The following is a 25,894-nucleotide window of genomic DNA, read 5'->3' as shown; positions in this document are numbered from 1 at the left end:
TAAGTGGGTCGGTTCATACACCAACCTTATAGGAGTAGAACATGGAATTATCTTGGTGGAACTTGATTCCCACATATATGGACGGCACCGCCTTTGCCTTGGGTAGTTTCGAGGTGAAATGGTATGGCGTCATGTACATTTTCGCCTTCGCCACCGCCTACGCCGCCTATACCTACGTGAACAAGAAGGAAAAGATTGGCTTTACCAAGGATCAGATCGACAGCCTCTTCACCTGGATTATTGCAGGCATCATCATCGGCGCACGCCTGGGTTACGTATTCTTCTATAAGCCGGGCTACTACCTGGCCAATCCCTCCGAAATCATCCTGCCGGTCACCCACGACGCCATGGGTTTCCACTTCACGGGCATCGCCGGAATGAGCTACCACGGCGGTTTGATTCTTGGAATCATCTTCATCATCATCGGCCTGAAGAAGAACAAGATGGACGTGTGGAAAGGCTTGAACGTGGGCTTCATGGTAGCCCCGCTGGCCTACACCTGGGGTCGTTTCGGCAATTTTATTAACGGAGAACTTTTCGGTGAAGTAACCACCAGCCCCATTGGCATGTACTTCCCCCTTGCCCACGACAGCTTTGTGGAAAACCCCATCCTCCACCACCCCAGCCAACTTTACGAAATGACCTTCGAGGGGATTGTTCTGTTCGTGATTTTGTATAACCTCCGCAAGGTACAGTTCCTGAAGGATAAGATGCCCTGCCTGTATCTCATGGGCTATGGTCTGTTCCGCTTCTTCATCGAATTCTTCCGCAAGTCCGACGCCCACCTGGGACGTAACGACCTGTTTGGCATGAGCCGCGGTCAAACCCTCTGCAGCTTGATGATTCTCGCCGGCATCATCTGGATGATCATTCTAGTCTATCGCGAGAAACAGAAAAAAGCATCAAAGCCAGAAAACTAGTGCAGCACCATCAAGTCGCACTTTTTCACACTAGCGAATCACAACTCATAACTCGTAATTCATAAATAAAAAAGAGCCCTAAGGCTCTTTTTTTATACGCTGACGCTTAATTCGCTTACCGCGAGAGCAGGCACCTGATAGGAGCTGAAGGCATCCTTATATTCATTACCCACTTCCACAATATTCTGGAAGATGTCAAAGATGTTTCCACTCAAGGTGACGCCATCCACCGGATGCTGAATGACACCGTTCTCGCACCAGAAACCGTGAGCGCCCATGGACAGTTCACCGCTTACAGCGTTACAGCCGGAGCCACCTTCCAGACGGACCACCAGCAAGCACTTGGGGAACAACTTCAAGAGTTCTGCGGTAGACATGGTTCCAGGAGGTACCAACAAGTTATTGAAGCAGGTCCCCATCTTGCTGCCGAAATCACGGGAACCGTTACCCGTAGTTTCACAGCCAGCCTTCGCGGCGGTTTCCAGATTGTACAGCGCGCTAGTGAACACTCCATTCTTTACCACGTCCACACGCTTGGCGACACAGCCTTCGGAGTCAAAGCGAATCTTATGCTGGAACATATCGCCCATAGGGTCGTTAATGATGGAGAACTTTTCGCCGGCGATCTTTTCGCCTTCCTTCCCTGCCAAGCGGGACTGTCCCTTCTGCATGGCTTCTGCGATAAAGGGCGAAGTATACATTCCAAGAATTCGAGCGGAAATACGCTGATCAAACACTACGGGAATCTTGCCGCCTTCAATCTTCTTGGCACCAAACAATTCCGTTGCATATTCTGCAGCCTTGGAAGCAACCTCATCCATGGAGAATTCATTCCAGTCACGACCGGACTTCACGTAATTGCCCAGCTTCTTGATTCCATCACGAGATGCAACAGCGCCAGCGCCTACGGCGGCGTAATTGGACTTACCCTTGTACATCAGGCCCGTATTATTGGCAATGACGGAAGAAGCGGAATTCATGTCTGCGCCCAGGTAAGGAATGTTTTCGATGTCCTTGGACTTTGCAAAGGTCAGCTTTTCCAGTTCAATACAGAAATCCTTCATCTGCTGGAGAGTCAAGGATTCCAAGGCCGGATTGTAGTTAGGATAAGTATTCGGAACTTCCACTGCGTTGGGCAAAGTAATGTCGATGGTCTCGGTCCACTGGGTGTGGCAAAGAGCATCCTTCAAGGTCTGGGCAATGGCATCCTTCGTCAAACGTTCCGTATGGGCATAACCCGGATGACCATCCTTAATCACACGGACGCCAAGACCTACGGAATCAGAAATTTCAGTATTCTGAACCTTGCCCTGAAAGACGGACAAGCCTTCAGAATGAGAGGTGCTAGCGATTACATCAAACTGTTCAGCCTGACCCTTGGCCAAATCACACATGTAGGAGACAGCATCAACAATATTCATAAAAAACCTTAAGCGTTTTCAGAGGGGGCTGCGGCAGAAGCCTGACGGGACTTGCGATCCAGCATTCTCCAGTATGCAGCGGGGCTACCCGTTACAGATTCCAATGCAGAAGCGAGCTCTGGCGTAATAGTCTGAGTACCAGCAATAAGAGCTTCCAGCACCTCGGGCGTTACACCAAGACGGCGGCCAAATTCAGCCTTGTCCATCTTGAGCCATTCGATACCTTCCAAAATTGCCTGCCCCGGAGTGGGAGTTCCATGTCTTGCCATAAAAAATCCAAAATAAATAGTTCGTAATTAGTGATTCTTAATTCGAAACTCGTAATTCATAATTCATATCTAAAAATCTACGTCCTTCCAGCCTTCGGCTCCGAAGCGCAGGTCTCGCTCCACAAATTCCCAGATGAGGAGTTTCTTACCCTTCAGCACACCAGCCTTACGAGCCAGCTTTTCGCGGACCAACGTACTTGCACCGCCATCGCTGACGATACTTGCCACCGGACGATTCATGTTCTTTGCAAAATGGGCGATCCAGCCAGCGTTCACCGGCGCATCCGTCTGGTAAATGCGGCTGAAGCTGTCACCCAAAATCAAGATTTTTGCCTTACGGAAATCATCCTTAAAAGGAACGCGGGTGGTGTCATATACCACAGAATCCCGAGCAGCAGTATCTACAGATGCTACAGAGCCAGAGTCAACAACAGTGGAATCAACACGAGGTATCACGCGTTCTGTGATTGTCTGCTGAGAAACCACATGACCCGTCACCTGCTGGATCTTGAAAACATTGTGCTTGTTCAAGCCGCTCATTTCCCCGATATCGCCCATACGATCCGCCAGGCTATCGGCGGTCACGTAATCCATATTAGCGGCACCCAGATCAAGACCGGACTCCCCCATCTGCTGGACTTTCTTTGCAATCACTTCGGCGGCAAGTTCTGCACCGCGCGGAGTCCAGTGGGTATCATCATTCAGGTAGAGTGCGCCCAGCTTGTTGTCATCTGACTTAGCCGCCCACAGGGGGGAATACAGATCCACCGTGTTGAACCCCAGGGAAGCGAGAGTATCCAACATCTTCTTGCCGTGTCCTGCAGTATAAGAATCGCTCTGGACGCCCGTGAGACGTTCCGGATAGATGGAGGGCTTGCCCGGCACCACAACCACCAGCAGTTCCACACCCTTGGCCTTCAGCTGGTCGCGGAACTTAGTAACGGCTTCCAGCGGGTTGTCCAGTTTAGCCGCACGCACATCGAAGGGAGACGGACGGACCAGAAATTCCACATCTTGCCTATAAAATAACCAGCGATCACCCTCCTGCTGCTTATCACCTAGGACGACCTTTTCGCCTGGGTCACTGAAAAGCGTCCAAACCGCCAGTTGGTACTTAGGGCGCATAGCCAGCACCAGGGCGTTTTCATCTTCCACCTTCTTTTCAAAAGCGCGCAGATACTTACCCTGCCAAATCCCATAATACTTGACTCCGCCAAAAATGCGAGCCAGGGAATATTCGCCAAAACGATTGATTACAGACTTCAGGACAGAATCCACCTGAGGGAAGCTTTCCGGTTCATCTTCCAGAGCAGCCAACAATGTGTCCGCACTTTTCAAGAGCTTGTAATCCGCTTCCGCGGAGTCCAGCTGGGCAAAAGAATTCACAGTCAAGGCAACCGCTTCCAAGTCAGAAAGAGCCGCAATCACAGGTTCCAAGGCCTCGGCAGCATCAGTACCACCAGCAATAGCTTCACGAGCGCTACGCCAGGTATTGTCCAGCTTGGCAGCCCCCTCATTCATGGAGGATTCCCTCTTGAAAGGCGTGTACACCACATCCTTAAAAATATCAAAAGAAACAAAACGCTTCTCGCCACGCAAATCCGCCACAGTCTGCACCGTAAACGGCAACAGTAGCAGCAGGGAGAAAATCACAATAAAGGGGACGTATTTTTTATTCACAACCAAAAGATAAAAAAATAATACTATATTTGTTTCCGCTTATGGCCATCTTACCTTGTAGGACGCCCATAGTTGTTGCCTGGGTAGTTTAACGGGATAAAACGAGTTCCTCCTAAGAATTAGCTCCGCGTTCGAGTCGCGGCCCGGGTATGAAAAGGCCCGCTAGAGTTTACCTCCAGCGGGTCTTTTTCATTCAGAAATTTCCACAAGGTTCTAGCGTTTTCTCGCCCGTCCCACGTTCTTAAAGTCCGGCAAAAGTTTTGCGCATGCAGGATCCTGAGGAGGCTTTCTGGAGAATTTCAGTTCCTTGCTGAACACGCCATCTGCATAGGAAGACACCGTCCAGACGTTTCCAACAGCGCAACCGTACAATTCAACGCGGTTCGTTGCAGTAAAACGGTTGTCCGTTATTTTGTACTCAAAAGCATCCGTTTCCGCAGACTCCGGAAGAGAAAGGTCCGTTGCGTAGCCGATCCTCTTGCTCTTTCCAAAGAAAGCCTTCTGGGCCGTCACGTACTCCGTAGCTTTCTGTTCCAAATCCACCAGCAATTCTTCTGGAGTGGGAGCAGTAAGTCTGGAGATACCATAAATACTAAAGCCCACTACAACAAGGCCCGCAACAATAGCGCCGGGAATAGCAAGTGTTTTCAGTTTCACATTCCCCAGCTTTTCCATCATGACGGCAATGCCATTATCCACTTCTTCCTGGCCGTTTTCATCCACCACGGAAAGGAGTTTAATCTTCAGCATAATGGAAATCATCAAGGAAGGTCTTACCAATCCCAGTACGGCAGCGGCAAGAATAAGAGCGGCCACCACAACAAGAACTACCAACACCACATGAATCGTCCCTACCAAAGCGTCGGAAGGAAGCAAATGTTTCATGTTGTTCAACTGTTCCAGCAATTCCTTGTGGCCCGCAATATTGGATACCGCCAGACGTCCAGAGAAACTATTGTACAGAGCGAGTCCATCGCGGACCATTCCCTGAGCCATCGGGAGAAAACCCAGCAGTTTCATCAGCAGCAGGCATACAGTCAGCAGGATACCGCCGGAAATCGCAAAGGCTCCGGCAATCACGCGAGCAGTTCTTATTGGTGATAAACCCTTCATTCTCCGGCCCCTTACTTAATCCCCATCAATTCGCGAGCCACCTTCTTGGCGGTAGTAAAGTCCGCCTTGCCGGTACCCAGCTTGGGAACCTTTTCCACCGGGAATGCAGCAGAGGGCAACATAATGGGCGGGAAGTCGCCGGAACGCAATTCAGAGAGAAGCTGTTTCGGCTCCTTATCACCCTGATAGAGTAGAACGATCTTTTCACCCTTGGCGGCATCGGGAACGGTGGTGATCAAGTAATCATAACCTTCCAGAACCTTGGTGTCCTGAATCTTCTTTTCCACAGCACCCAAGCTCACCATTTCGCCACCCAGCTTTGCAAATCGGCTGTAGCGGTCCACAATAGTCAGGAAGCCGTCTTCATCCAGGAAGCCCTTGTCGCCGGTACGATAGTAGCGAGTACCATCCTTAACGATGATGGCGCTATTAGTACGATCCGGATCCTTCAGGTAGCCCTTCATCACCTGGCAGCCACCAATCAAGATCATGCCCGCTTCACCCGTAGGCAGCGGTTCATTGGTGTCCGGATCCACAATGAGGAACTGAGTGCCCGGAAGTGCGGGTCCCACCGTACCAGGCTTGTTATTGACCTGCAAGGTGGTATAGTCATTCATCAAGGTGTTTTCCGTATTGGTAGAGGCCACCGGAGCGGTTTCCGTACAGCCGTAACCTTCCAGCACTTCCTTACCGAACTTCAGGCGGAATGCTGTAGACAGTTCCGGACGCATGGCTTCTGCGCCGGCAATAATCAGACGAACAGACTTAAAGACCAAGGGATGGACATAGCGGCTAACCGTAAATGCTCTCAGGAAGGTAGGCGTTGCCACCATGAGGGACACATGGAATTCGCAGCAGACGCGGGCCATGGTCTTCACGTCCGTGGGGTCAGCAACCGCCACAATGGGGCAACCTTCGGTCAAGTTCAGCAAGGTGGTCACCGTCAGGCCAAAGCTATGGAACAGCGGCAATTCAGAAAGCATCACGTCACCGCGGCTCACGTTCAAGATACATGCCAACTGCTGGATATTGCCCATCAGGTTACGCTGGGTCAGTTCAACCCCCTTAGGAGTACCTTCGGAACCAGAACTGAACACGATTACCGCATTGCTATTCATGGAGGTGCGCTTGCAGAACACCATACGAATGAGCCAGGACGGCATAATGATGCACAGGACCAGGAAGAAGGCAATCTTTGCCTTGGGAATTTCCTTCATCAGGTCTTCCGCATAGAACAAACGAACCTTGTCGGAAGCCACCTGGGAATAATCGTTACCGCGGCCCTTCAGTTTTTCTACGAACTGACGGCTGGTAATCACGGTCTGTACGTCCGCCTTGTCACAGCAGAACTTTACGTTGTCTACAGAGGAAGTGTAGTTCAGGTTGACGTTGGTCTTACCCATGACCCAGAGGGCTAGGTTCACGATGACACCCGCAGGGCTAGGCGGCAACATAATACCGATATTCTGTTCCTTCTTACCCAGCTTCTTCTTGAGAAGACCGCGGAAAGCCATCACGGCACCCATCAGCTTAAAGCCAGAAAGGTGACCTCCATCGGGGCTATAGATGGCAGGGCCATTCTTCACATAGCGCTTGCAGGTACGAATCCAGGAGTCGGCAATCGGGCGGGTATAGTCCACCGCATACTTCCAGGCGTCGATAGAAACCTTACGAACAATAGCACGAACCTCGTTAGGAGGTGTGGTGGCAGGAATAGATTCACCGAAGGCTACGGTAACGGCGCGGTCAGAGGAGGCGCCATACATATCGGAGCCACTATAGCTGAAGTTGGAACCCCAAAGGCCCTGGATGTAGAACGGGATGATGGAGGCTTCCGTACCTTCAATAGCCTTGGAATAATCAATGTTAAACGGTTCCACATGAGGAGACTTGGAAACTTCACCAGTGGGGAAAATCACCACAGCCTTACCCGCAAGAAGAGCCTCATGGATCTTTTCCATGGCGGTTGCGGGATGGCGATTGTCAATACGGATCATACCCAAGCGCTTCAGGATTGCGCGGAGGTACCAACGTTCGAAATGGTCCTTATTGCTAGCAATGCACAAGGGACGAGGAGATGCCATCTGGATCATGGCCCAGTCAATAAAGCTATGATGGTTACCCACCAACAGCACCGGACCTTCGTTAGGAATGTTCTGAACGCCCTGAACACGAATGCGATAACGGTTAAACACCAGACGCAGCAGAGTACGGACCGTTGCCTGAGGCAAGTTGGAGATGGTCCAGAAGAACACAACCGCAGAAATAATACCCAGACCCAGGAAATAAAGCTGGGGACGGATTTCCGTATAGTGGACCATGAAGGAGTAGAGGAACAGGAACAAGATCAGGACCACAGCCTGAATCAAGTTGGCAAAAGCAAGTACGGAACCGGAATTATTGGGACGGGTATTGTACTGGAGCAAGGCATTCACCGGCACCAGGAAAATACCGCCGAAGAAGCCAATCAAAGAATAAAGTACAATAAGAGCGGCCGGATGGACCAAAAACGGCACGAAGAACATGCACACGGACACGCCCACCATGCCCATAGGGATAAAGCCCGTTTCAATAAAGTCCTTGGAGCGGGAAGCGGCAAAGATAGCGCCCACCATGAGGCCTGCAACAGCAAAAGGCATAAAGGTGCTCATCATATTGATGGTATGAGAGCCAGAAACATCCTGGAACATCAAGACGAACACCTGAGCCAAGGCCCAGAACATGGACAGAGCGATAATGGATGCACGAAGGGTGGGAACGCGCCAGCCCAGGCTCAGGTGCTTCTTCACCTTGGACATATTCACGTTCTTGTTTTCATACTTGACCTTGGGAACTAGGAAGCTTGCCACCGTACCCAAAACACTAACGCCTGTCACAATCCAGGGAATCACTACAGAATGAGAGGTAATGCGGTGGACCGCTTCATAGTTCTTCAGCTGGGCCACATCAATCAAGTTCACACCCACAATCACGAACCAGGAAGCAAGAATCAAACCAATCAGGCTAAAGATCTGCAGGAAGGCGTTGGCGTAGCTCAAGTTACGAACACCAAACATTTCCTTCACGATACCGTACTTGGCAGCACTATGAATGGCAAAGCCACAGCTCAATCCGATAGAAAGCCAGAAGGCCACACGGGGAACGCCGCAGGTCACAAGCACCGACTGGGCGATAATAAAGGCGGTCATCATCAGTGAAGACCAGGCCAGCACCTTATTCTTGGAGAACTTATTGGTGAAGAAACCTGCGAAGAAGACCATCACCACATAAGGGGCGATGAAGAAAATCTGCAGCATGAAGTTCTGCCAGGTCTGACCGCTGGCGGCGTCGGCAAAAGAGCCGGAAAGAATCTTCTGGGCGTAAATAAACACAGCCATCTGCACAAAGGTCGTTGCAAGGATGGACAAAAAGTAGCGAACAGCACCTTTAACTTTCCACATGAGTTACCTCATTAAAAAACTTGAATGCGTCGCAAATTTAGCTTTTTCGCCAGATTTAATGAATTAGCCGTTCCAAATCCGCTACGGATTTAGGAATATTGGAGGAGATATTGTCAAATTCGGTTTTTGTAATGAGAAGATCATCTTCGATACGGATACCAATCTTCTCCATGTACTTCTTTCCGCCGATAATTGCGAAAAATTCGCCATATAGGCCAGGTTCGCAAGAAATTAGCATTCCCGGTTCCAGAACCACATCCAGGGACCTGGATTCAGGACTGCCTTCATGGATCTGTTCGCCTATAAAATGGCTGACCCCGTGAGGGCGCTTATCGTAAAGAAGTTCATACGCCCCCTTAGCGCCCTTGACAAGCCTGGATTCCAAGGCATCCATGATGAAATCCCAAGGAACCATCCCGATTTCCTTTAAGGATACGCCCGGTCGTACATACTTCTGGTATTCCGTCTGAGCGTCCAATACGATTTCGTACAACATTTTCTGGAGGGGATTGAACTTGCCATTTACGGGAATGGTGCGGGAAATATCGCTATGCAAGGTTCCCATACGGATACCAAAATCCAGCAGGACCAAGTCTCCCTTATTTAAAGGTTCATCCTTCTTTACATAGTGGAGACAGCAGGCGTTTTCACCCCCAGCAACGATGGTGGGAAAAGCCAGATCGCCGTCACTGCGGCGCTGCATTTCGTAGTCCAACATCAGTCCCAGCTGGCGTTCGTTGGTCAAGTGAGACATGGAGCCAAGCACCTTGCGGAAAGCATCTTCCGTCGCGGCCTGCGCCTTACGAGCATCCAGAATGCGTTCCTTTTCCAGAGGCAGGCGCAACTTCCAGTGGATGGAAGCGGCACTTTTCAGAGTAACACCCGTCCCCTTCAGGGCCTTCTGCATTTCCTTGCGGAACTGATCGTTATGGTCTCCCGGAAATTTCTCGAAATAGTAGGCGTAGGCATGCCCGCAGGAGGGTTTCTTCTTGGCTCTCGCAATAATCGTCTCGAACAGTTCATCCACCGGGCGGACATCCTCGAAGCCCGTCACCTTAGATACCTCATTGTCCCCATCCAGATATCCCAGGCGCTTTCCGTTCCAGAATTCCTTGAAAGGGTCCTTGGGCGGCACAAACAGGATTTCCGCCCCGTCTCTCGGATCCAGCAGGAGGTAGCACTCCGCCTGATTAATCCCTGTCAGGTATAAAAACGCTGGCTCTTGCATAAAGCGGGTAAAAGTCTGGGAAAAAGCCTCTTCTCCACCGGGATCCAGGGGCATTCCAGCAAAAACGCAGAAGGAATCCAGTTCCTTCATCATTGCTTTGCGGCGTTTCTTGTACAAGCTCTTGGAATTGTAGTTGGTAGAAGACAAAAAAACTTGCGAATAGGGAGAAACAGACATGATTTTACCTCTTACGGCACAAAAATTAGGCAATCCAAAGGCAATTGTTCGGGATTTTGTCCAAATTTGCCCTATTTTTTTATGAATTTTACATTTATTCAAGATTTAGTTATATATATTTTAGCCATCACAGACTAGAATGGAGCCTGAATAAATGTCTCTTTTTAAAAATTGGAAATTGATCGTCGCAACTATGACCGTTGCAATGTTTACTGCTTGCGCTGGTTCTAACGGCGGTTCTGACGAAGAATACGATGATGATGATGTAGCTGCTGAAACTTCTGGTGGTGCCAAGACCTCTGCAAAGAAGAAGAAGGAACCTCCTAAGGAAGTCATCGACGAAAATAAGCTGAAGAAGACCGAACAGGAAGCTACCGCTATCAACGAAGATAACCACAAGCTCCGTAAGGAAATCTTCGACGCCAAGAACAAGCTTGGTATGTCTACTGCCGAAGACGCAGAATAATTTGATGAGCGAAGTACAGCGCTATTCAATTTCAGACGACCTGAAACGTACTATTTCAGGCGAGAATGAAACGGTTTTCCGATTGCTGGAGAGCCGTTTTTCCGTTGAAATACAGACGAGACTTCCAGGTCTTACCATCATCGCCGGAGAAGATGGTGATATTTCCGGCGTTTTCGCCGTTTTGGACCAGCTGAAAATTGCAGCCCGAAATGGAAGACCCATCACGGCCAAGAAGGTGGAACGACTCCTGGAACCTCTAGAACTGACAGGGGTAGTCCAAGGGGAAGAAATTCCTTCCTCCCCCATCTTCCGCAATCGTCTGGGCGTTTCCGTATTCGCAAAGACCCCTGCACAAGCAGAACTGGTCAAGGCAGTGGAAAAGAATGACGTCATTTTCGCCAAAGGCCCTGCCGGAACCGGCAAGACCTTCCTGGCAGTCACTCTGGCTGTAGCCAGCCTGGAACGTCATGAAGTGGAACGCATCTGCCTGGTCCGCCCGGCAGTGGAAGCCGGCGAATCCCTAGGGTACCTGCCCGGCGACCTGAAGGAAAAGATCGCGCCTTATCTTCGCCCCATCCAGGACAGCCTATCCGAACTGCTCCCCGCAGAAAAACTCCGCCGTTACGAGGAAGCAGGCGCCATTGAAGTGGCTCCGCTGGCCTACATGCGCGGACGCACCCTAAAGCGCGCCTTTATTATTCTGGACGAAGCCCAGAACACCACCCCCGAACAGATGAAAATGTTCCTCACCCGTCTTGGTCCTTACAGCAAGGCCATCATTACCGGTGACGCCACCCAGGTGGACCTAGGCAAGGGGCAAAAATCCGGTTTCGTCCACGCCATGCAGATTCTGAATGGCATTCCCGGAATCGCACAAATTAACTTTACCGCCACCGACGTTCTACGCCATCACCTGGTGAAGGACATCCTCATGGCCTACGAGCAAAAAGACAAGTAGAGAGAGTTGTAAAGATGAAAAAGAAACAGATGAAGATTCACCTTCTCATTGGCTGGGCGCTGATTGTCATCGCCGCCATTGTCCTGTTTCCGGACAAGAACATCGCCCTCCAGGCGGAACGTCCTCACTTAGGTCAGGCAAGCCCGCGTACCATTATTGCCCCTTTCAATTTCGAAGTTCCGAAGTCTACTCAGGAAATTGAAGCGGAACGTAATCGCGCCGCCGAAAAGGTGAACGCCATTTTCGAATACAACTCCGACGAATCCAAGCGTCAGTATGACGAACTGAAAGGCTTCCTGCAGAAGGTCGCCCAGTACGGAAGCCTCCAGCATCAGATTAACCAGGCCAATAACTCGGAAGGATCCGACTCTACCATCCAGACCAAGGTGAGCCAGGCCGGTCGCTATTACGAAAGCCTGAAACAGAGAATTTCTACCACCGCCATTAAGCCCCTGAGCCAAAACTCCAAGGCCCGCGACTCCCTGCTTTCCGTATTTAACCAGATGTTGCAGAAGGGCGTTTCCAATACGGTCATCGCTCCCAATGAAACTGCACTCCAGCTGTTCATCGGCAACTACAATCTATCCCAGAACGTCAAGCACATCATCTATTCCCGCCCCAACATCACCCTCCTGAAGGATAACGAAAACGTGACGGTGGAAGTAGCCAACGTGCAGCCGGTGCAGCGTCGCATTGACGAAGCATTCGCACAACTCCAGAACAGCTTCCCCACAGACCAGGGACTGCTTTCCGCCTTCTATGAAACCTTGTTCCTGTTCGTCCAGCCCAACGTCTACTACCTGGAAAAGGAAACACAGGCCAGCCGCACAGAAGCCCGCAGCAAGGTGACCCTCAATAAAGGTATGATCCCCCGCGGTATGGAAATTGTGGCCCAGGGCGCTCCCGTCACCAAGGACATTCTCGAAAAAATCGAAGCCCTCCAGATTGCGCAGCAGAGAGAAGAAAACTCCAGAACCTTTACCGCAGTTTACGGCAACGCACTCATCTTCGTTGTGATCATTTCTTTCTTCATGGTGTTCTTCGTATTCACGCCTTCCCGCGGTATGTTCAAGAATCCCCGCCAGCTGTGGAGCCTCATGGTTCTTACCCTCATGCAGCTCATTGTATTCTGGCTGGTCCATCACCTCTCTGGAAATATCGCCAAGCTGGAAGTAGAAATTCCTCTTTTCTCCGAAAACTTTGATATCATGTGGCTGTACCCCTTTGCGTTGGCACCCGTTGTTGCAACAGTGCTTTACGACCGTCGCATAGGCCTTGCATTCACCACCATGTCCTCCCTCATTTTCGGAATCCTTACGGGTTATGACTTGGCTGCAGGCATTTGCGCTTTCGCCGTGATTTTCGCAACCACCTATCCCCTGGCAAGAATGCGTTACCGCGTCCAGTTCCTGTGGGGCATCCTTACAGGCGTCATTACCATGGCCGCCGTAGTCGCCCTCATGCTCTTGCTCCGTAACCGTCTCTCCTTCGATGTATTCTACCATAACTTGATTATTGGCGCCGCCAACGTGATGATTTGTACCGCACTTGCATCCGTGGCACTGATTCACTTGATGGAAAAGATCTTCGGTATTACCACTGTGCTTACCCTCATGGAAATGTCAGACTTTAACCGCCCCGCCCTGAAGCGCATTTCCGAAATGGCACCCGGCACCTTCCATCATAGCATTCAGGTATCTAACCTTGCAGAAAAGGTGGCAGACAGTATTGGCGCCAATTCCCTGCTGGTCCGCGTCATGGCCCTTTACCACGATATCGGCAAGACCATGCGTCCCGAATACTTTACCGAAAACCAGAAGCAAGGCGTGAACCCCCACAACAATCTGGATCCCCAGCAGTCTGTCAAGATTATCGTGGGCCATGTGGAACAAGGCGTTACTATGGCTAAGAACGACTACAAGCTCCCCGAACTTGTTACTGCCGGTATCCAGGAACACCACGGTTCCTCCGTCATCCAGTTCTTCTATCACAAGGCTCTGGAAAACGCCAAGGAAAAGGGCGGCGAAGTGAAAATCGAAGACTTCAGCTACAAGGGTCCCAAGCCCCAGAGTAAGGAAACCGCAATCCTCATGCTGGCAGACATTATCGAAGCCACCAGCCGTTCCATGGCAGACACCTCTCCCGAAGCCCTCAGCGCCATGATCCACAAGACCATCGAAGGTCGCTATATGGAAGGTCAGTTCAACGAAAGTAACCTTTCCATCAAGGATCTTTCCAAGCTGGAAAAGGCGTTCCTGAACAGTCTGGACGGAACCTACCACACTCGCGTGAAGTACCCCGGACAGAGATAAAACTACTTTGGACGTAAAAAAAGAAGCGAGACCTAAAAAGTCTCGCTTTTTTTATAAAAAAATTGAGTTTTTTGCTCCATTTGCCTTGACAATACATCATATGTTTGTATATTTGGCTTCGTAATCGTGAAACGGTAGGTGACACATGACAAAAAAGAATCTTCTTCTTGTTGCTCTTGGCGTTGTCCTTCTGGTCATCGGTTTCCTCTGCCTGGCAACAGGTCCTGCGGAAAACCCGGTTTCCTTAACGGTTGCACCTCTTATTCTCTGCCTCGCCTACCTGGTGATTATTCCTTTGGGAATTCTCTGGAAGGGCAAGAAAGAAGATAAGTAAACCTTCAAGAAGCAAAAATCGAAAGATTTTTATTCTTATAGGGGCGATTAGCTCAGCTGGTTCAGAGCGTCTGCCTTACAAGCAGAATGTCAGCGGTTCGAATCCGTTATCGCCCACTACCGAAAAATCGGAAACGATTTTGGGGTGGTAGCTCAATTTTGGTTAGAGCACCGGCCTGTCACGCCGGAGGTTGCGAGTTCAAGCCTCGTCTATCCCGCTAAAAAGCACTTCTCTTTGAGAAGTGCTTTTTTGCATTCACACAATCATTATCAGGAACGTCCACATACAAAAAAAGGCCTGTATTGAACAAGCCTTTCAGATCGAGCATTCCTTACTGAAACACCTTCAGGAAACGGTTTAATTTACGCTCATGCAGCAAGGAACGGCCCATGGCGTCGAACTTTTGACGGGAAAGTTTTCCTGCGGGATGGACGCCCACCTTACGGGCAACGACATCAGGTGTTTCTGTCGTATCTGCGGGAGGTTCCACAGGATCCACGCTGGTCACCTCAGTTAGAACCCAGATTCCAGATTCCATATCGCGGCCCCGTTCATCCTGGACTACATTCTTGCCCGAGGGAAGCAGATAAAGCTTGCTCTTGTAGTTCTGCAGGTAGAATGCATTGGGCGTATTTACCGGTGCAACTTCAAGGACATAACGTTGATGCGCACCGGCGTTCCACGTATACGTACTTGCTACAACGCCTGCTGCGGTAGATTCATTGGGAATATCAATGACACGTTCCCCATATTCAAAGCGGTAAGTGACAGGATTATCCCCCACACTCCAGATTTTCGCCACCGTACCTTCGGCGGAACAGTCCATCATTTCTAATCCATTACAGGCGGTAATGCCCATACATTTATCATCTGCAAGGTATTTCACGCGGGCTTCCATGTAGAACTTTTCCTTGAAGATATCCTGGTACATGGCCTCCACAACCTGACAGTGGATAATCAAGTCCTCTTCAGAGTGTAACTCGGAATCATAATTCAAGCCATAGGGCCAGAAATGCTGGGAATCCCCCTTGAGAACAGCCGTTGGGTCACCGGTCAGTTCCTTAAGCTTGGCCTGGGCGGTTTCCCCCTGGAAAACACCATCCTTCAGCATGGCGGTATATTCGCTGGTGGTACCCATCCCCATAGTATGCCCCATTTCGTGCATCGCCGTACGGACATTCATGTAAGATCGATTCTTGCCGAACCTCATGGTTCCATTGTAGCTAGCATCAGCCGTCTGCACTCCAGTATTGTAGTGGACTTCGATATGCTTGGTCATATGGGTGTACTTATTGTACATATACACCGCAGAATCCATAGCAGCCGTGATTTTCGCATAGGCATCCAGTTCGTCTTCGGAGGGATTATCCACCTTGTTCAAATGATAGTCCACCTTGGCAAAAGCACTGGAAGTAAATAAAAGAAGGGAGGAAAGAACCACCCCACCCATCAAGCGAAAACTGCTAGTAATCATAAAAAACTCCTGCCCTGTACACCTTCGGTAAATATATATAAACAATCTTTCACATCAAGTAAAAAAAGTTTTGGGTCTAGTAAGATATTTTATTCACAAAAATTTGTAGTTTTAGTGCAAAAATTTGAGTAAAGGAGTGACCTCATGAAGGCAATGTATATCGCTAGTAGTATTGCATTGACTGCACTCTTAGCCCTTACCGGCTGTGCAGGAAATAAGAATACATCCACCCGTTCCCTCGGTCAGGCCGAAGCCACCATGACTTTGGCAAACGACAGCAAGCTGGACGCAGCAACCACCGCAAGTGCAGCAGCGAAGCTTGATTCCGCCAAGGCCCTGCAGGCTGACGGCGAAGAAGAACAGGCACAGGCTCTCGCCGAACAGGCTGACCTGGAAGTCCGCTTGGCTCTGGCTACCGCTGAACGCGACCAGGTCAAGAAGGAAAACGAAAAGGTGGAAAACGAACTCCGCGCCGACGTCGAAAGAAAGCTGATCTACCAGAGCATTCTGGACAAGGAAACCAAGAAGGAGGGCAAGTAATGAACAAGAAGATTATTTCTCTGGGCCTTTTGGCAGCATCCATGAGCTTTGCTTCTCCCCTGAACGAATGCCAGGCAGCACTTGATTCCGCAAAGGCATCCATTCCTGCAAACGCACTTTCTGCAAAATTGACCCTGGCTCAGGCACAGGGCGTCTACAACGAACTCTTCTCAGTCATTGCCGACGATGAAGATTCCGACCGCATTCCAGCCCTGGCAGACAACTGCCAGAAGTACGCCGCCATCGTAAAGCTTCAGGCAGAAACCCAGACTCTCCGCAACAAGATTGCCGAAAACTGGCAGAAGCGTGCAGCCACCAACCGTTCCATCGAAGCTATTCAGGAACAGATTAACACCGCCCGTAGCGGTCAGGTGAGCGACCTGGAAGCCGAAAAGAAAAACATGAAGGACCAGGAAGCACGCCTCCAGGCCGAAATGCAGAAGAACCAGGAAAAGTTCCAGGCAGAAGCAGCTGCCCAGGAAGCAAAGCTGAAGGCTGCCGGCGAACGTGAAGCCGACCTCCAGAAGAAGCTGGAAGCTGAACAGGCCGCACTGGAAGCCGAAAAGAAGGCTCTTGCCGAAGAACGCGCCAAGGCAGAAGCCCGCCAGGCAGAAGCAATGAACAAGCTGAACGAACTTCAGTCCAAGATGATCCAGGTGTCCAAGGACGCCCGCGGTATTATCCTTTCCATGTCCGACATTCTGTTTGCCGTGAACAAGGCAGACTTGAAGCAGGACCTGAAGACCAGCCTCGCCAAGGTTGCCGGTATTCTTTCCGTCTACCAGCAGTTCAATGTCTCCATCGAAGGAAACACCGACAACACTGGTTCCGAAGAACACAACATGAAGTTGTCCCAGCAGCGCGCTGACAACGTGATGAAGTTCCTGGTGGATCAGGGCATCGAAGAGAGCCGCCTTACCGCCAAGGGTCTGGGTATGACCATGCCTATTGCAGACAATGCAACCAAGGAAGGTCGCCAGAAGAACCGTCGCGTGGACCTGGTGATCCAGGATAAGGCTCTGCAGGCACAGAAGCCCGCAGCAGAACAGCCCGCACCGGCAGCTGAACCTGCAGCCAAGTAGTATTCACAAATTGTAATACGCAAAAAGCAGCCGAGGGTGAACTAATTTTTAATTAGGACATTCACAAACGGCTGCTTTTTTGCTAAATTGAAGCCCGTAATCTTAAACCGGCGGCGTCAGTCGCCAAAAAACAAAACAAGAGGTACAAAATGGCAGTTTCTTACAAGGAACTCGGCTTGGTTAACACCAAGGAAATGTTTGCAAAGGCTGTTGCTGGTGGCTATGCTATCCCGGCTTTCAACTTCAACACCATGGAACAGATGCAGGCCATCGTTCAGGCTTCCGTTAAGCAGAAGTCTCCGGTCATCATGCAGGTTTCTAAGGGTGCTCGTAACTATGCAAACGGCACCATCCTCCGCTACATGGCTCAGGGTGCTGTTGAATACGCCAAGGAACTGGGCTGCGCAAATCCGCAGATCGTTCTCCACCTCGACCACGGTGACTCTTTCGAACTGTGCAAGGACTGCATTGACAACGGTTTCTCCTCTGTCATGATCGACGGTTCTGCTCTTCCGTACGAAGAAAACATCGCCCTCACCAAGAAGGTTGTTGAATACGCTCACGCTCACGACGTTACCGTCGAAGCTGAACTCGGTGTTCTCGCTGGCGTTGAAGACGAAGTTGTTGCTGAAGAATCTCACTACACCAAGCCGGAAGAAGTTGTTGACTTCGCTACCCGTACTGGTTGCGACTCTCTCGCTATCTCCATCGGTACTTCTCACGGTGCTTACAAGTTCAAGCCGGAACAGTGCACTCGCAACGCTGACGGTATCCTGGTTCCGCCTCCCCTGGCATTCGACGTTCTCGAAGCTATCGAAAAGCAGCTCCCGGGCTTCCCCATCGTTCTCCACGGTTCTTCTTCCGTTCCTCAGGACGAAGTTAAGACCATCAACGAAAACGGTGGCCGTCTGCCGGACGCTGTTGGTATTCCTGAAGAACAGCTCCGCAAGGCTTCTAAGTCTGCTGTTTGCAAGATCAACATCGACTCCGACTCTCGTCTCGCTATGACCGCTGCTGTTCGTAAGTACTTCAACGAACATCCGGATCACTTCGACCCGCGTCAGTACCTGAAGCCGGCTCGTGAAAACATGCAGAAGATGTACGAACACAAGATCGTTGACGTTCTTGGTTCTAACGACAAGCTGTAATAGACCGCTCGTGCACAATCGCAGGTGAATAAAACCTCCGGTAGCACTCGCTCTCAAAAAGGTCACTTGGTTTCTAACCAAGTGACCTTTTTTCACGGAAGACCGCTCGCTAGAGCGGGTCTTTTTCGTTTCGGAAGTTTTACTCATTATTCGAGTCATTCCTATCAGCTCTTTTATAGTTTATGAGGGATAAAAAAAGGAGGATTTATGTCTAAGCTTCAAAAGTATAACCGCGTTGTTTTCGCAATCATTTCCATTCCCACGCTGATTGTCATGTGCCTGGCGGCATTCTTTATGATCTGCGAGGCTTTGCCCAGGAGCTATCCGGAATACGACCGCAATAATGGTAGCCTCTCTAAGGAAGAGGCGGCCAAGGACGCCAAGAAGGAGGAAATCAGGCAATACATTTCCTACGAGAACATGTTCATCCTGGATAACAACAAGAAGGAATTTGTCATTCCTGTAGAAGCAAGAACCATGGAAAAGCCGGAACGCTTCACGGAACGTTTCAGGTTTATGGAAAGCGGTGTTGACGAAGTCGTTTTTGATGATCCTGGCGAAGAAACATTGGCTACCTCCATGGCCTTGGAAGAGAAAAAGGAAATAGCAAAGCCCAAGAAAATCCCCGACACCACTTCCGTGAAGGTTTTCTACGCCACCAACTTCGTGAATCTGGTTTACGAAAACGGCGAGGCAGGCATCCACAAGACTCTCATGGAAAAGCGTTTCTCCGGCTGGGAACTGAACTACTTCCGCCTGGGTAAAAAGCGTTACCTCACTTTCCTGGGAACCGAAAACGATACCAACAAGGACGGTTTCCTGAACAAGGATGACGAAGGCGATTTCTACTTCTACGATCTGAACCAGGGAACCTTAAAGACAGTCTCCATTCCCGGCAAGAGAATTCTCGGCTACGAATTCATGAAAAACACTTCCATCGTTTTCTTTGACGTCGTGGACGAGAACCGCCCCAAGACCCGCAAGAACGAGCAGTTCATCTACCGCTATGACTTCAATACCGGAGAACTGAAGGACGTTATTTCCGACGAAGAAAAGAAGCAGCACCTGAAATACATTCTGTAATTCTTACTTCGCAGACTATAGCCTTGGCAGAAACGCCAAGGCTTTTTGTATATTGACTGCTATGAAAGACAATTCCGTTACCATGCTTTGCCCTCACTGCGGAGCCGAAATCAAGCCCGACGCCACCTTCTGCCGCCACTGCGGTAGCGACAAGAATACCGGCTGGAAAGACGGTGCAGAGTTCGCAGGCGAGGAACTTCCCGACTACGAGGAAATCATCGAGAACGAGTTTGGCGAAGACCTGAACGGAAACAAAAAGAAAAAGGCCAATCCCATCGCAATTGCCGCAGCAATTATCGTGGCATTAGCCTTTATGGCTGCAATGGTTCTGCATTAGCGAACCAAAGATTTTAAGCTAGCGTTTTTTCCAAAGCTTCCAGAGTATCGCCCGCTTCCGTGAAGTCGTAATCCTCAATCTGTTCCTTCAGTTTACGCAGCAAGCGTTCCTGTTCCGGCATGAAGGAAATGTATTCCACATCATCCAGAATGCGCTTACAAAGGGTAGAGGAGCAATTATCCAAGGCATCCTTCAAGGCATCAACTGCAGCCTGCAGCTTTTCCTGAGCTTCAGGATCAGCCTGTTTCGGGGCGGAATCCGTATTTTCCTGAACCACATTGGCAAGAACCACTTGCAAGTCCTGCAACAGATTCTTCAGGCTATTTTCAAATGCACCAAAGAGAGCCATATTGCAGCTATTCTGGGAAAGCTGTTCTTCCAAATCCGAGCCTAGCTTCTGTGCCTGCCCGGCGCCAATGGTACCACACAAGCCCTTAATGGTATGAACCATACGTGAACACGGTTCATAGTCGTGATTTTCCAGCATACGGCGTAGTTCGAAACAGCTGTTATTATAATCGCGGACAAAGCCCTGCACTATTTTCAGGTAGATACTGCGACTGCTATTGGCATGATAGAAACCTGTTTCCGCATCGAAATCACGAACCTTCTGGAACTGAGCGACAAACTCACGATCTTCAGGTGTAAGGGATTCCTTTTCAGATTCAGTAGAGGCAATCAACGGAGTTTCAGAAGCAACTGCCAGGAACTTGGCCATTTCCTCGTAAAGGAGAGACGGATCAATAGGCTTCACAATATGGGCATTCATGCCGGCTGCAAAGCATTCTTCCGTATCCTTCTGGAAGGCACGAGCACTCATGGCGAGAATCGGCACCTTCTTGAAGTATTCATCTTCGCGGGCTCGAATTTCCTTAGTGGCAGTAAGGCCATCCATGACAGGCATCTGAATATCCATCAGAACCAGGTCAAAGGCGTCCTTCTTCAGCATGTCCAGGGATTCCTTACCGTTGTTAGCCACGACCACCGTCAGGCCAACGCTATTCAGCAGGGATACCGCCAGTTCCTGGTTCATCTGGTTATCTTCCACCAGAAGGATCTTGGCTTCCTTAAAGTAAATCTTGCTCTTTTCCTTCTTCTTCGCCTTCTTGTAAGTAGGCTCAAGACCCACGGCTTCCTGCATAGAGCTCAACAATGTGCTCATCTGGAGTGGTTTGGGAACACAACTACCGAACCCAAGGCCCAGAGCCCTGCTCATGTCGCTTTCGTCAAAGTGGATAGGATGCATCAGCACCTTGGGCACATTCACCATCTTTTCGTTTAAGCCATGGGCAAAGTCAAACCCGTTGAGGATAGGCATTTCGTAGTCCACCAGGAACAAATCGAAAGGATCCTCCCCCGCTTCATCGTGAACTTGAATCAAATCCAGGGCCTCATCCACAGAGGATGCTTCTTCAACCACGCAGTGCAACATGGTCAAGTAACGACGAAGAACAGTTCTCAAGTTTGCGCAGTCATCCACCAGAAGGATGTTCTTACCCTTGAAATCATTAACGTCCATCCACTTGGGCTGAACAGTGGCAGAAGATGCAATCGGCAGAGTAATGGTAAAGAAGAATCTGGAGCCCACACCAGCAGTACTTTCCACTTCCATCTGGCCGCCCATCAATTCCACCAGGGACTTGGAAATAACCAGGCCAAGACCGGTACCGCCATACTTACGTGTGGTGGAGCCATCCGCCTGAGTAAAGGCATTGAACAGACGGTTGCGCTGTTCCGGCGTCATACCGATACCCGTATCAATAACGCTAAAGGAAAGTTTAACGCTGGTGACATTGCGCTGGAGCATTTCAACGCGGAGAGTAATGTTTCCCTTTTCCGTAAACTTGGTAGCGTTATTAATCAAGTTGGTAAAGATCTGGGAGATTCGCAGGGGGTCACCCATCAGGACTTCCGGAATTTCCGGATCAATGTCCACAATCAGCTCGATAGGCTTGCCTGCAATACGAACTTCCGCAAGGGCAGCCACTTCGCCCAGCACATCCTGAAGGACCAGCTGAGTGATTTCCAGTTCCTGCTTCTTGGCTTCAATCTTGGAGAAGTCCAGAATATTATTAATAATACCCAGCAGGGACTTGGCTGCCGCACTGATTCGATCAATAAATCCTCGTTGGTGTTCATCCAGCTGGGTCTCGGAAGTCAAGTGAGCCATACCGATAATGGCATTCATAGGCGTACGGATTTCATGACTCATGTTGGCCAGGAATTCGCTCTTTGCCTGGGTTGCCTGTTCTGCAATCTCACGAGCAGCCACCACTTCGGAAATGTCGATCATGGAAAGCATGTAGCCCACCAGAGTTTCCTGCATCTTTAGGGTACAGGCTTCACCGCGGAACCATACACTAGTATGAAGTGCTTCGGACTTCAATTCAAAGGAATCCTTCCAGAGATCCTGCTTACTGAAGGAACGCTTCAAGGAACGAATCATGTCTTCCGGCAGGCCAATATCCTTCAGTTCATCCAACTTCAGGCCAATGAGAGATTTCCATTCACAGCCAAAGAAATCCGCCAGCTGCTTGGAAATGTAGGTCACCTTCAAGTATCTGTCGAAAATCACCAGAATGGAATGATCCGCAGACATCATGATGGTATCAAGAATCGTATCCTTCTGAATACCGCTGGTTTCATCGGTAATGATGAACAGATAACGCATTTCGCCGTTATCTTCCACCAGCACCTGGAAGAAGATACCCCACCATGCCACTTCCCCATCGGGGCTCTTCACAGGCACGCGAATCTTGCGCTCGCTGGCATGCATTTCACCGCCCATGGCCACACGATGGGCAAACTTCTTGAATTGGTCAGAATCAATATACTTAAAGAGGATTTGCCCCTTAATATCTTCTCCATCGTTAAGGAAGTCCACCACATAGGCACTTGCATGGAGAATATCAAAGGTATCATTAGTCAAGATAATTCTGAAGTTATCACTTCCCAGCAGGGTATCGAACATGTTACTGGAGCTCACGCTGTCGCTCAAGTCCCTCTGGATGTATCGGCTGAACAACATATGGGACACGAAGGCTGCCGCTCCCATCAAAATAATCACAGCAAAGATGACCAGGAGAATAAATGCGTAAATGTGGTTTTCCACACCAGACACAATACGGTTCTGTTGAGCCGCATGAATCACATAGAACGGCTTATTCTTTAAGCTCACCACCATGAATACCATACGCTGGTGATGTTCATTAGTCCGTTCAAAACGAAGAACTTCTGCGGCACTCAAGGTATCCGAACTAAAACTGCCCGAAACCATTTCCAGCAGGTGTTCCACCGTATCCTGAACCACCTTACCCATATTGGTTTCATAGGGGAAATAGGTAATCAGGTTGTCGTTTTCCTTGCTTAGGAGTAAGGTGATACCACCTTCATCTCGAGCCAGGGAACCCATGGACGTGCGAACCTTGTGCAAGTCCAGATCCTCAGCCACAACAGCAGCCACCTTCTTGTTCTTATCCCAGACAGGATGAGACAGAGTCATGGTCATCTTGCCTAGATCACGACGGACGTTAGGACCAGTAAAAGCAAGACCCTTCTTTCGGGCAGCTTCCAGATACCAGGCTGTTGTACGGAATTCGGACTTACCACTTTCCAGCTTCAATGCTCGGGAGGAATAGTAATCACCCTTGCTAGAGCCGTAATAGACATCAATGACGCCATCGTCCCTAAGGACCTGTCTGACAGTCTGTCCCTTAACGATACCTTCCTTATAGGACTGGGTCTTCTTGGCAAGATCCATGAAATTATTTTCATAGTCCGTCAAAAGCTTTTCGACGTTATAGACCACCTTGTTCTTGAGGCTACTTTCTGCAGAAGAATATGCAGAAGTCACGAACATGGAGCGGACCATGAAGTAGAAAAAACCCACCAAGATGATGGACGCCACCAGCATGGGGATGGCATAAACAAAAGAAATGCGCCATCTCAAGCGACGACGCTTGTCATTTAAGGGATTATGAGTCATGGGACAGCTCCCTAAATCGTCCCGTCCTTAAACCGTTCATAAAGAGCGGGCAATTGGGACTGAAGTTCCATAAAGGTATCCACAACAATGGGATCAAACTGAGTACCGCGGCCATTCTGGATTTCCGCTACAGCAACTTCGTGAGGGAACGGTTCCTTATAAGGTCTACGGGAAACCAGGGCGTCATAGACATCGGCAACGGCCATCAGTCTGGCACCGACTGGAATATCAGTCCCCTTCAATTTATTCGGGTATCCCATGCCATCCCAACGTTCATGATGGTTCAGGATAATCTCTGCCGCAATCTTTACCAGGGGATGATCTGCCAATTCACGAGTAGCGTTAGACAGAACGTCATAGCCCATCTGGGGGTGCTTGCTCATGATTTCACGTTCTTCATCCGTAAGCTTTGCAGGCTTGTGGAGAATTTCATCGGGAATGCCCACCTTGCCAATATCGTGCAAGGGAGCTGCAGTTGCATAAAATTCGATATATTCCTTACTCGGAATAGCAGCGCTAAAGTCCGGATGGTTCTTCAGCTTTTCAGCAAGCATCTGGACAAGAACCTGAGTGCGCTTAATGTGTTCACCCGTATCCGTATCGCGATATTCAGCCAAGGCGCCAAGACTGGTAAGCATGACCTTCAAGGTTTTACGTAAATCCAGAGTCTTTTCTTCCACCAGTTCGTGGAGATGATCACGCTGATGCTTGAATTCCAGCTGATTTTTAATACGCAGGCGTACAAGATCCGGATTAAAAGGCTTTACGATGTAGTCTACGGCACCAAGATCCAGACCCGTCTGTTCACTCTTGGCGTCAGCCTTTGCGGTAAGGAAAATAACCGGGGTATCATCCACGAGGCCCCGAGCCTTCATCTGCCGGAGGGTCTCATAACCATCCATTTCCGGCATCATCACATCCAGGAGAATGAGGTCCGGCTTAACCTTTTCGGTCAAAGCCAAGCCCTTTTTGCCGTTGAGGGCAACATACATGTCGTATTCACCGCACAAGATTCCTTCCAACACTTCAATGTTGGTTTTGGTGTCGTCAATAACGAGAATCTTAGCAAATGAGCTATCCATGCCCATAATATATGTTAAGATTTTGAAATGGGACAAACTATTTTATTCCAATTTGGAATGGAAACTGCCGTTTTTCGTAAAAAAACACAAGTGCAGAAGAAAAAAGTAAGAACAGCTCTGTGATATAGAGCACAGTCCCGATTTTTAAACCATTCTGGAGGTCTTTATGAAGGCGTTTATGGAATCAGCGTAGTTCCAGACGCCCCCTAGCATGGACACCCCGGAAACAGGCAGTTTTTTCACATCCTGTAAATTATCCTGGTCTATTCCACCAAACATAATGAGCGGAATTCTGTTGCCCAGTTCAGACAGTTTTGTAGAAAGGTCTTCTAAAACACAAGCGCTAGAGACCAGAGTATTCATCGGTTCTAGGGCGGAAAAAGGCTGATAAAGAGGGCCTACAAGGGCACCCGCCACCCAGTCAGGTAAATCCTTCACCTGTTCCAGGGATCGGCAGAAGGCAATGCAGTTTACCCGTTTCCAGGACTCGGGAACCTCCCCCATGAAGGAACCTGCTTCTGCCACACAGCCACGGACATCCAGCTGTTCCGCCGTATCGGGAGTACCCCACACCCAAATCCGTTCACGATATTCCATGGGCAAGGACAACAGCCAGCGTTCATAGTCATCGGCGGTCCCACGACGTTTCTTGAGGATAAGACGGGAAAGACCCCGCTTGAACATTTCCTCGATATCGTCATATTCACCGGCAAAGTCGTCCGGACAGGTGGTCAAGTACAATTTCAGCATAAATTACAAAGTAATACTTTTGTGTTATCGGGGTGAATATTAGAAAAAGTTATATTTCCCATCCGAAAAAAGCACGCTTTAAAGGAGGAATGTGC

At 49.6% G+C, this 25,894-nt stretch carries 20 protein-coding genes and 3 tRNA genes; 13 read left to right on the top strand and 10 right to left on the bottom strand.

Annotated features, from left to right (window positions below; translation table 11 throughout):
- Positions 1-41 precede the first annotated feature (41 nt).
- Entirely contained in the window at positions 42-920 is an 879-nt protein-coding gene (gene lgt, locus BUB59_RS00800) for a prolipoprotein diacylglyceryl transferase (protein ID WP_073224687.1), read from the top strand.
- A 92-nt stretch (positions 921-1,012) separates the two neighbouring features.
- On the opposite strand, the gene BUB59_RS00795 is transcribed toward lgt, so the two are convergent.
- From BUB59_RS00795 to BUB59_RS00785, 3 genes are all read right to left on the bottom strand, one after another.
- The gene (locus BUB59_RS00795) at positions 1,013-2,341 is read right to left on the bottom strand and encodes a TldD/PmbA family protein (RefSeq protein ID WP_073224684.1); all 1,329 of its coding nucleotides are present in this window, start codon (positions 2,339-2,341) and stop codon (positions 1,013-1,015) included.
- Positions 2,342-2,349: 8 nt separating this feature from the next.
- A complete protein-coding gene (locus BUB59_RS00790; RefSeq protein ID WP_073224682.1) occupies positions 2,350-2,610 on the bottom strand; it encodes a helix-turn-helix transcriptional regulator in 261 nt (86 codons plus the stop codon).
- A gap of 69 nt (positions 2,611-2,679) precedes the next feature.
- A complete protein-coding gene (locus BUB59_RS00785) occupies positions 2,680-4,290 on the bottom strand; it encodes an alginate O-acetyltransferase AlgX-related protein (RefSeq protein ID WP_073224946.1) in 1,611 nt (536 codons plus the stop codon).
- 77 nt (positions 4,291-4,367) lie between these two features.
- Between BUB59_RS00785 and BUB59_RS15280 the strand changes: the two genes are divergently transcribed.
- Positions 4,368-4,440: transfer RNA gene (locus BUB59_RS15280), tRNA-Arg, on the top strand.
- A gap of 63 nt (positions 4,441-4,503) precedes the next feature.
- On the opposite strand, the gene BUB59_RS00780 is transcribed toward BUB59_RS15280, so the two are convergent.
- From BUB59_RS00780 to BUB59_RS00770, 3 genes are read right to left on the bottom strand one after another with little or no spacing between them, the layout of a single operon-like run.
- The gene (locus tag BUB59_RS00780; RefSeq protein ID WP_143160156.1) at positions 4,504-5,403 is read right to left on the bottom strand and encodes a hypothetical protein; all 900 of its coding nucleotides are present in this window, start codon (positions 5,401-5,403) and stop codon (positions 4,504-4,506) included.
- Between the two features lie 11 nt (positions 5,404-5,414).
- Complete coding sequence (locus BUB59_RS00775) at positions 5,415-8,843, bottom strand: MFS transporter (protein ID WP_073224678.1); 3,429 nt, start codon at positions 8,841-8,843, stop codon at positions 5,415-5,417.
- A 55-nt stretch (positions 8,844-8,898) separates the two neighbouring features.
- Positions 8,899-10,248, bottom strand: a complete 1,350-nt coding sequence (locus BUB59_RS00770) for an aminopeptidase P family protein (protein ID WP_073224676.1) — start codon at positions 10,246-10,248, stop codon at positions 8,899-8,901.
- A gap of 154 nt (positions 10,249-10,402) precedes the next feature.
- On the opposite strand from BUB59_RS00770, the gene BUB59_RS00765 reads away from it, so the two are divergent.
- From BUB59_RS00765 to BUB59_RS00740, 6 genes are all read left to right on the top strand, one after another.
- A complete protein-coding gene (locus BUB59_RS00765) occupies positions 10,403-10,714 on the top strand; it encodes a hypothetical protein (protein ID WP_073224674.1) in 312 nt (103 codons plus the stop codon).
- 4 nt (positions 10,715-10,718) lie between these two features.
- On the top strand, positions 10,719-11,672 hold the full coding sequence (locus BUB59_RS00760) for a PhoH family protein (protein ID WP_073224672.1): 954 nt from the start codon (positions 10,719-10,721) through the stop codon (positions 11,670-11,672).
- A gap of 14 nt (positions 11,673-11,686) precedes the next feature.
- Positions 11,687-13,984, top strand: coding sequence for an HD family phosphohydrolase (locus BUB59_RS00755; protein WP_073224670.1), 2,298 nt, complete (start codon positions 11,687-11,689; stop codon positions 13,982-13,984).
- 145 nt (positions 13,985-14,129) lie between these two features.
- Positions 14,130-14,318 (top strand): hypothetical protein, encoded by a 189-nt coding sequence (locus BUB59_RS00750; protein ID WP_073224668.1) that lies wholly within the window; start codon positions 14,130-14,132, stop codon positions 14,316-14,318.
- Positions 14,319-14,359: 41 nt separating this feature from the next.
- Positions 14,360-14,434 (top strand) — tRNA-Val (locus BUB59_RS00745).
- A 25-nt stretch (positions 14,435-14,459) separates the two neighbouring features.
- A tRNA-Asp gene (locus tag BUB59_RS00740) sits at positions 14,460-14,535 on the top strand.
- 114 nt (positions 14,536-14,649) lie between these two features.
- On the opposite strand, the gene BUB59_RS00735 is transcribed toward BUB59_RS00740, so the two are convergent.
- Entirely contained in the window at positions 14,650-15,792 is a 1,143-nt protein-coding gene (locus BUB59_RS00735) for an RICIN domain-containing protein (RefSeq protein WP_143160155.1), read from the bottom strand.
- A 144-nt stretch (positions 15,793-15,936) separates the two neighbouring features.
- Here BUB59_RS00735 and BUB59_RS00730 point away from each other — a divergent pair, with 144 nt between their 5' ends.
- From BUB59_RS00730 to BUB59_RS00710, 5 genes are all read left to right on the top strand, one after another.
- Complete coding sequence (locus BUB59_RS00730; RefSeq protein ID WP_073224666.1) at positions 15,937-16,332, top strand: DUF4398 domain-containing protein; 396 nt, start codon at positions 15,937-15,939, stop codon at positions 16,330-16,332.
- Positions 16,332-17,414 carry an OmpA family protein gene (locus BUB59_RS00725; protein ID WP_073224664.1) on the top strand — a complete coding sequence of 361 codons (1,083 nt, stop codon included), beginning with the start codon at positions 16,332-16,334 and terminating at the stop codon, positions 17,412-17,414. The genes BUB59_RS00730 and BUB59_RS00725 overlap by 1 nt, the downstream gene beginning before the upstream one ends.
- A gap of 149 nt (positions 17,415-17,563) precedes the next feature.
- Entirely contained in the window at positions 17,564-18,562 is a 999-nt protein-coding gene (locus BUB59_RS00720) for a class II fructose-bisphosphate aldolase (RefSeq protein ID WP_073224662.1), read from the top strand.
- A gap of 207 nt (positions 18,563-18,769) precedes the next feature.
- A complete protein-coding gene (locus BUB59_RS00715) occupies positions 18,770-19,645 on the top strand; it encodes a hypothetical protein (RefSeq protein ID WP_073224660.1) in 876 nt (291 codons plus the stop codon).
- Positions 19,646-19,706: 61 nt separating this feature from the next.
- Positions 19,707-19,982: a zinc ribbon domain-containing protein gene (locus BUB59_RS00710; RefSeq protein WP_234979883.1), complete on the top strand. Its 276-nt coding sequence runs from the start codon at positions 19,707-19,709 to the stop codon at positions 19,980-19,982.
- 13 nt (positions 19,983-19,995) lie between these two features.
- Here the strand turns inward: BUB59_RS00710 and BUB59_RS00705 are convergent, their stop codons facing one another.
- The 3 genes from BUB59_RS00705 to BUB59_RS00695 all read right to left on the bottom strand — a co-directional run bounded on the left by BUB59_RS00705 (position 19,996) and on the right by BUB59_RS00695 (position 25,799).
- Positions 19,996-23,967, bottom strand: a complete 3,972-nt coding sequence (locus BUB59_RS00705; RefSeq protein WP_073224658.1) for a response regulator — start codon at positions 23,965-23,967, stop codon at positions 19,996-19,998.
- 11 nt (positions 23,968-23,978) lie between these two features.
- Positions 23,979-25,049, bottom strand: a complete 1,071-nt coding sequence (locus BUB59_RS00700) for an HD-GYP domain-containing protein (RefSeq protein ID WP_083540109.1) — start codon at positions 25,047-25,049, stop codon at positions 23,979-23,981.
- A 144-nt stretch (positions 25,050-25,193) separates the two neighbouring features.
- Positions 25,194-25,799 (bottom strand): beta/alpha barrel domain-containing protein, encoded by a 606-nt coding sequence (locus BUB59_RS00695; RefSeq protein WP_234979882.1) that lies wholly within the window; start codon positions 25,797-25,799, stop codon positions 25,194-25,196.
- Positions 25,800-25,894: the final 95 nt, after the last annotated feature.

The sequence above is a fragment of the Fibrobacter sp. UWEL genome (genome assembly GCF_900142535.1).
Lineage (GTDB): Bacteria > Fibrobacterota > Fibrobacteria > Fibrobacterales > Fibrobacteraceae > Fibrobacter.
The sequence above is the reverse complement of the archived record's forward strand: the minus strand, read 5'-3'. Positions and strand labels throughout refer to the sequence as shown.

Coding starts and splice junctions, on each gene's coding strand:
- BUB59_RS00730 (WP_073224666.1), top strand. CDS start 15,937: ATGAAGGCAATGTATATCGCTAGTAGTATTGCATTGACTGCACTCTTA.
- BUB59_RS00750 (WP_073224668.1), top strand. CDS start 14,130: ATGACAAAAAAGAATCTTCTTCTTGTTGCTCTTGGCGTTGTCCTTCTG.
- BUB59_RS00710 (WP_234979883.1), top strand. CDS start 19,707: ATGAAAGACAATTCCGTTACCATGCTTTGCCCTCACTGCGGAGCCGAA.
- BUB59_RS00720 (WP_073224662.1), top strand. CDS start 17,564: ATGGCAGTTTCTTACAAGGAACTCGGCTTGGTTAACACCAAGGAAATG.
- BUB59_RS00715 (WP_073224660.1), top strand. CDS start 18,770: ATGTCTAAGCTTCAAAAGTATAACCGCGTTGTTTTCGCAATCATTTCC.
- BUB59_RS00735 (WP_143160155.1), bottom strand. CDS start 15,792: ATGATTACTAGCAGTTTTCGCTTGATGGGTGGGGTGGTTCTTTCCTCC.
- lgt (WP_073224687.1), top strand. CDS start 42: ATGGAATTATCTTGGTGGAACTTGATTCCCACATATATGGACGGCACC.
- BUB59_RS00770 (WP_073224676.1), bottom strand. CDS start 10,248: ATGTCTGTTTCTCCCTATTCGCAAGTTTTTTTGTCTTCTACCAACTAC.
- BUB59_RS00765 (WP_073224674.1), top strand. CDS start 10,403: ATGTCTCTTTTTAAAAATTGGAAATTGATCGTCGCAACTATGACCGTT.
- BUB59_RS00705 (WP_073224658.1), bottom strand. CDS start 23,967: ATGACTCATAATCCCTTAAATGACAAGCGTCGTCGCTTGAGATGGCGC.
- BUB59_RS00700 (WP_083540109.1), bottom strand. CDS start 25,049: ATGGATAGCTCATTTGCTAAGATTCTCGTTATTGACGACACCAAAACC.
- BUB59_RS00795 (WP_073224684.1), bottom strand. CDS start 2,341: ATGAATATTGTTGATGCTGTCTCCTACATGTGTGATTTGGCCAAGGGT.
- BUB59_RS00780 (WP_143160156.1), bottom strand. CDS start 5,403: ATGAAGGGTTTATCACCAATAAGAACTGCTCGCGTGATTGCCGGAGCC.
- BUB59_RS00775 (WP_073224678.1), bottom strand. CDS start 8,843: ATGTGGAAAGTTAAAGGTGCTGTTCGCTACTTTTTGTCCATCCTTGCA.
- BUB59_RS00695 (WP_234979882.1), bottom strand. CDS start 25,799: ATGCTGAAATTGTACTTGACCACCTGTCCGGACGACTTTGCCGGTGAA.
- BUB59_RS00760 (WP_073224672.1), top strand. CDS start 10,719: ATGAGCGAAGTACAGCGCTATTCAATTTCAGACGACCTGAAACGTACT.
- BUB59_RS00725 (WP_073224664.1), top strand. CDS start 16,332: ATGAACAAGAAGATTATTTCTCTGGGCCTTTTGGCAGCATCCATGAGC.
- BUB59_RS00790 (WP_073224682.1), bottom strand. CDS start 2,610: ATGGCAAGACATGGAACTCCCACTCCGGGGCAGGCAATTTTGGAAGGT.
- BUB59_RS00755 (WP_073224670.1), top strand. CDS start 11,687: ATGAAAAAGAAACAGATGAAGATTCACCTTCTCATTGGCTGGGCGCTG.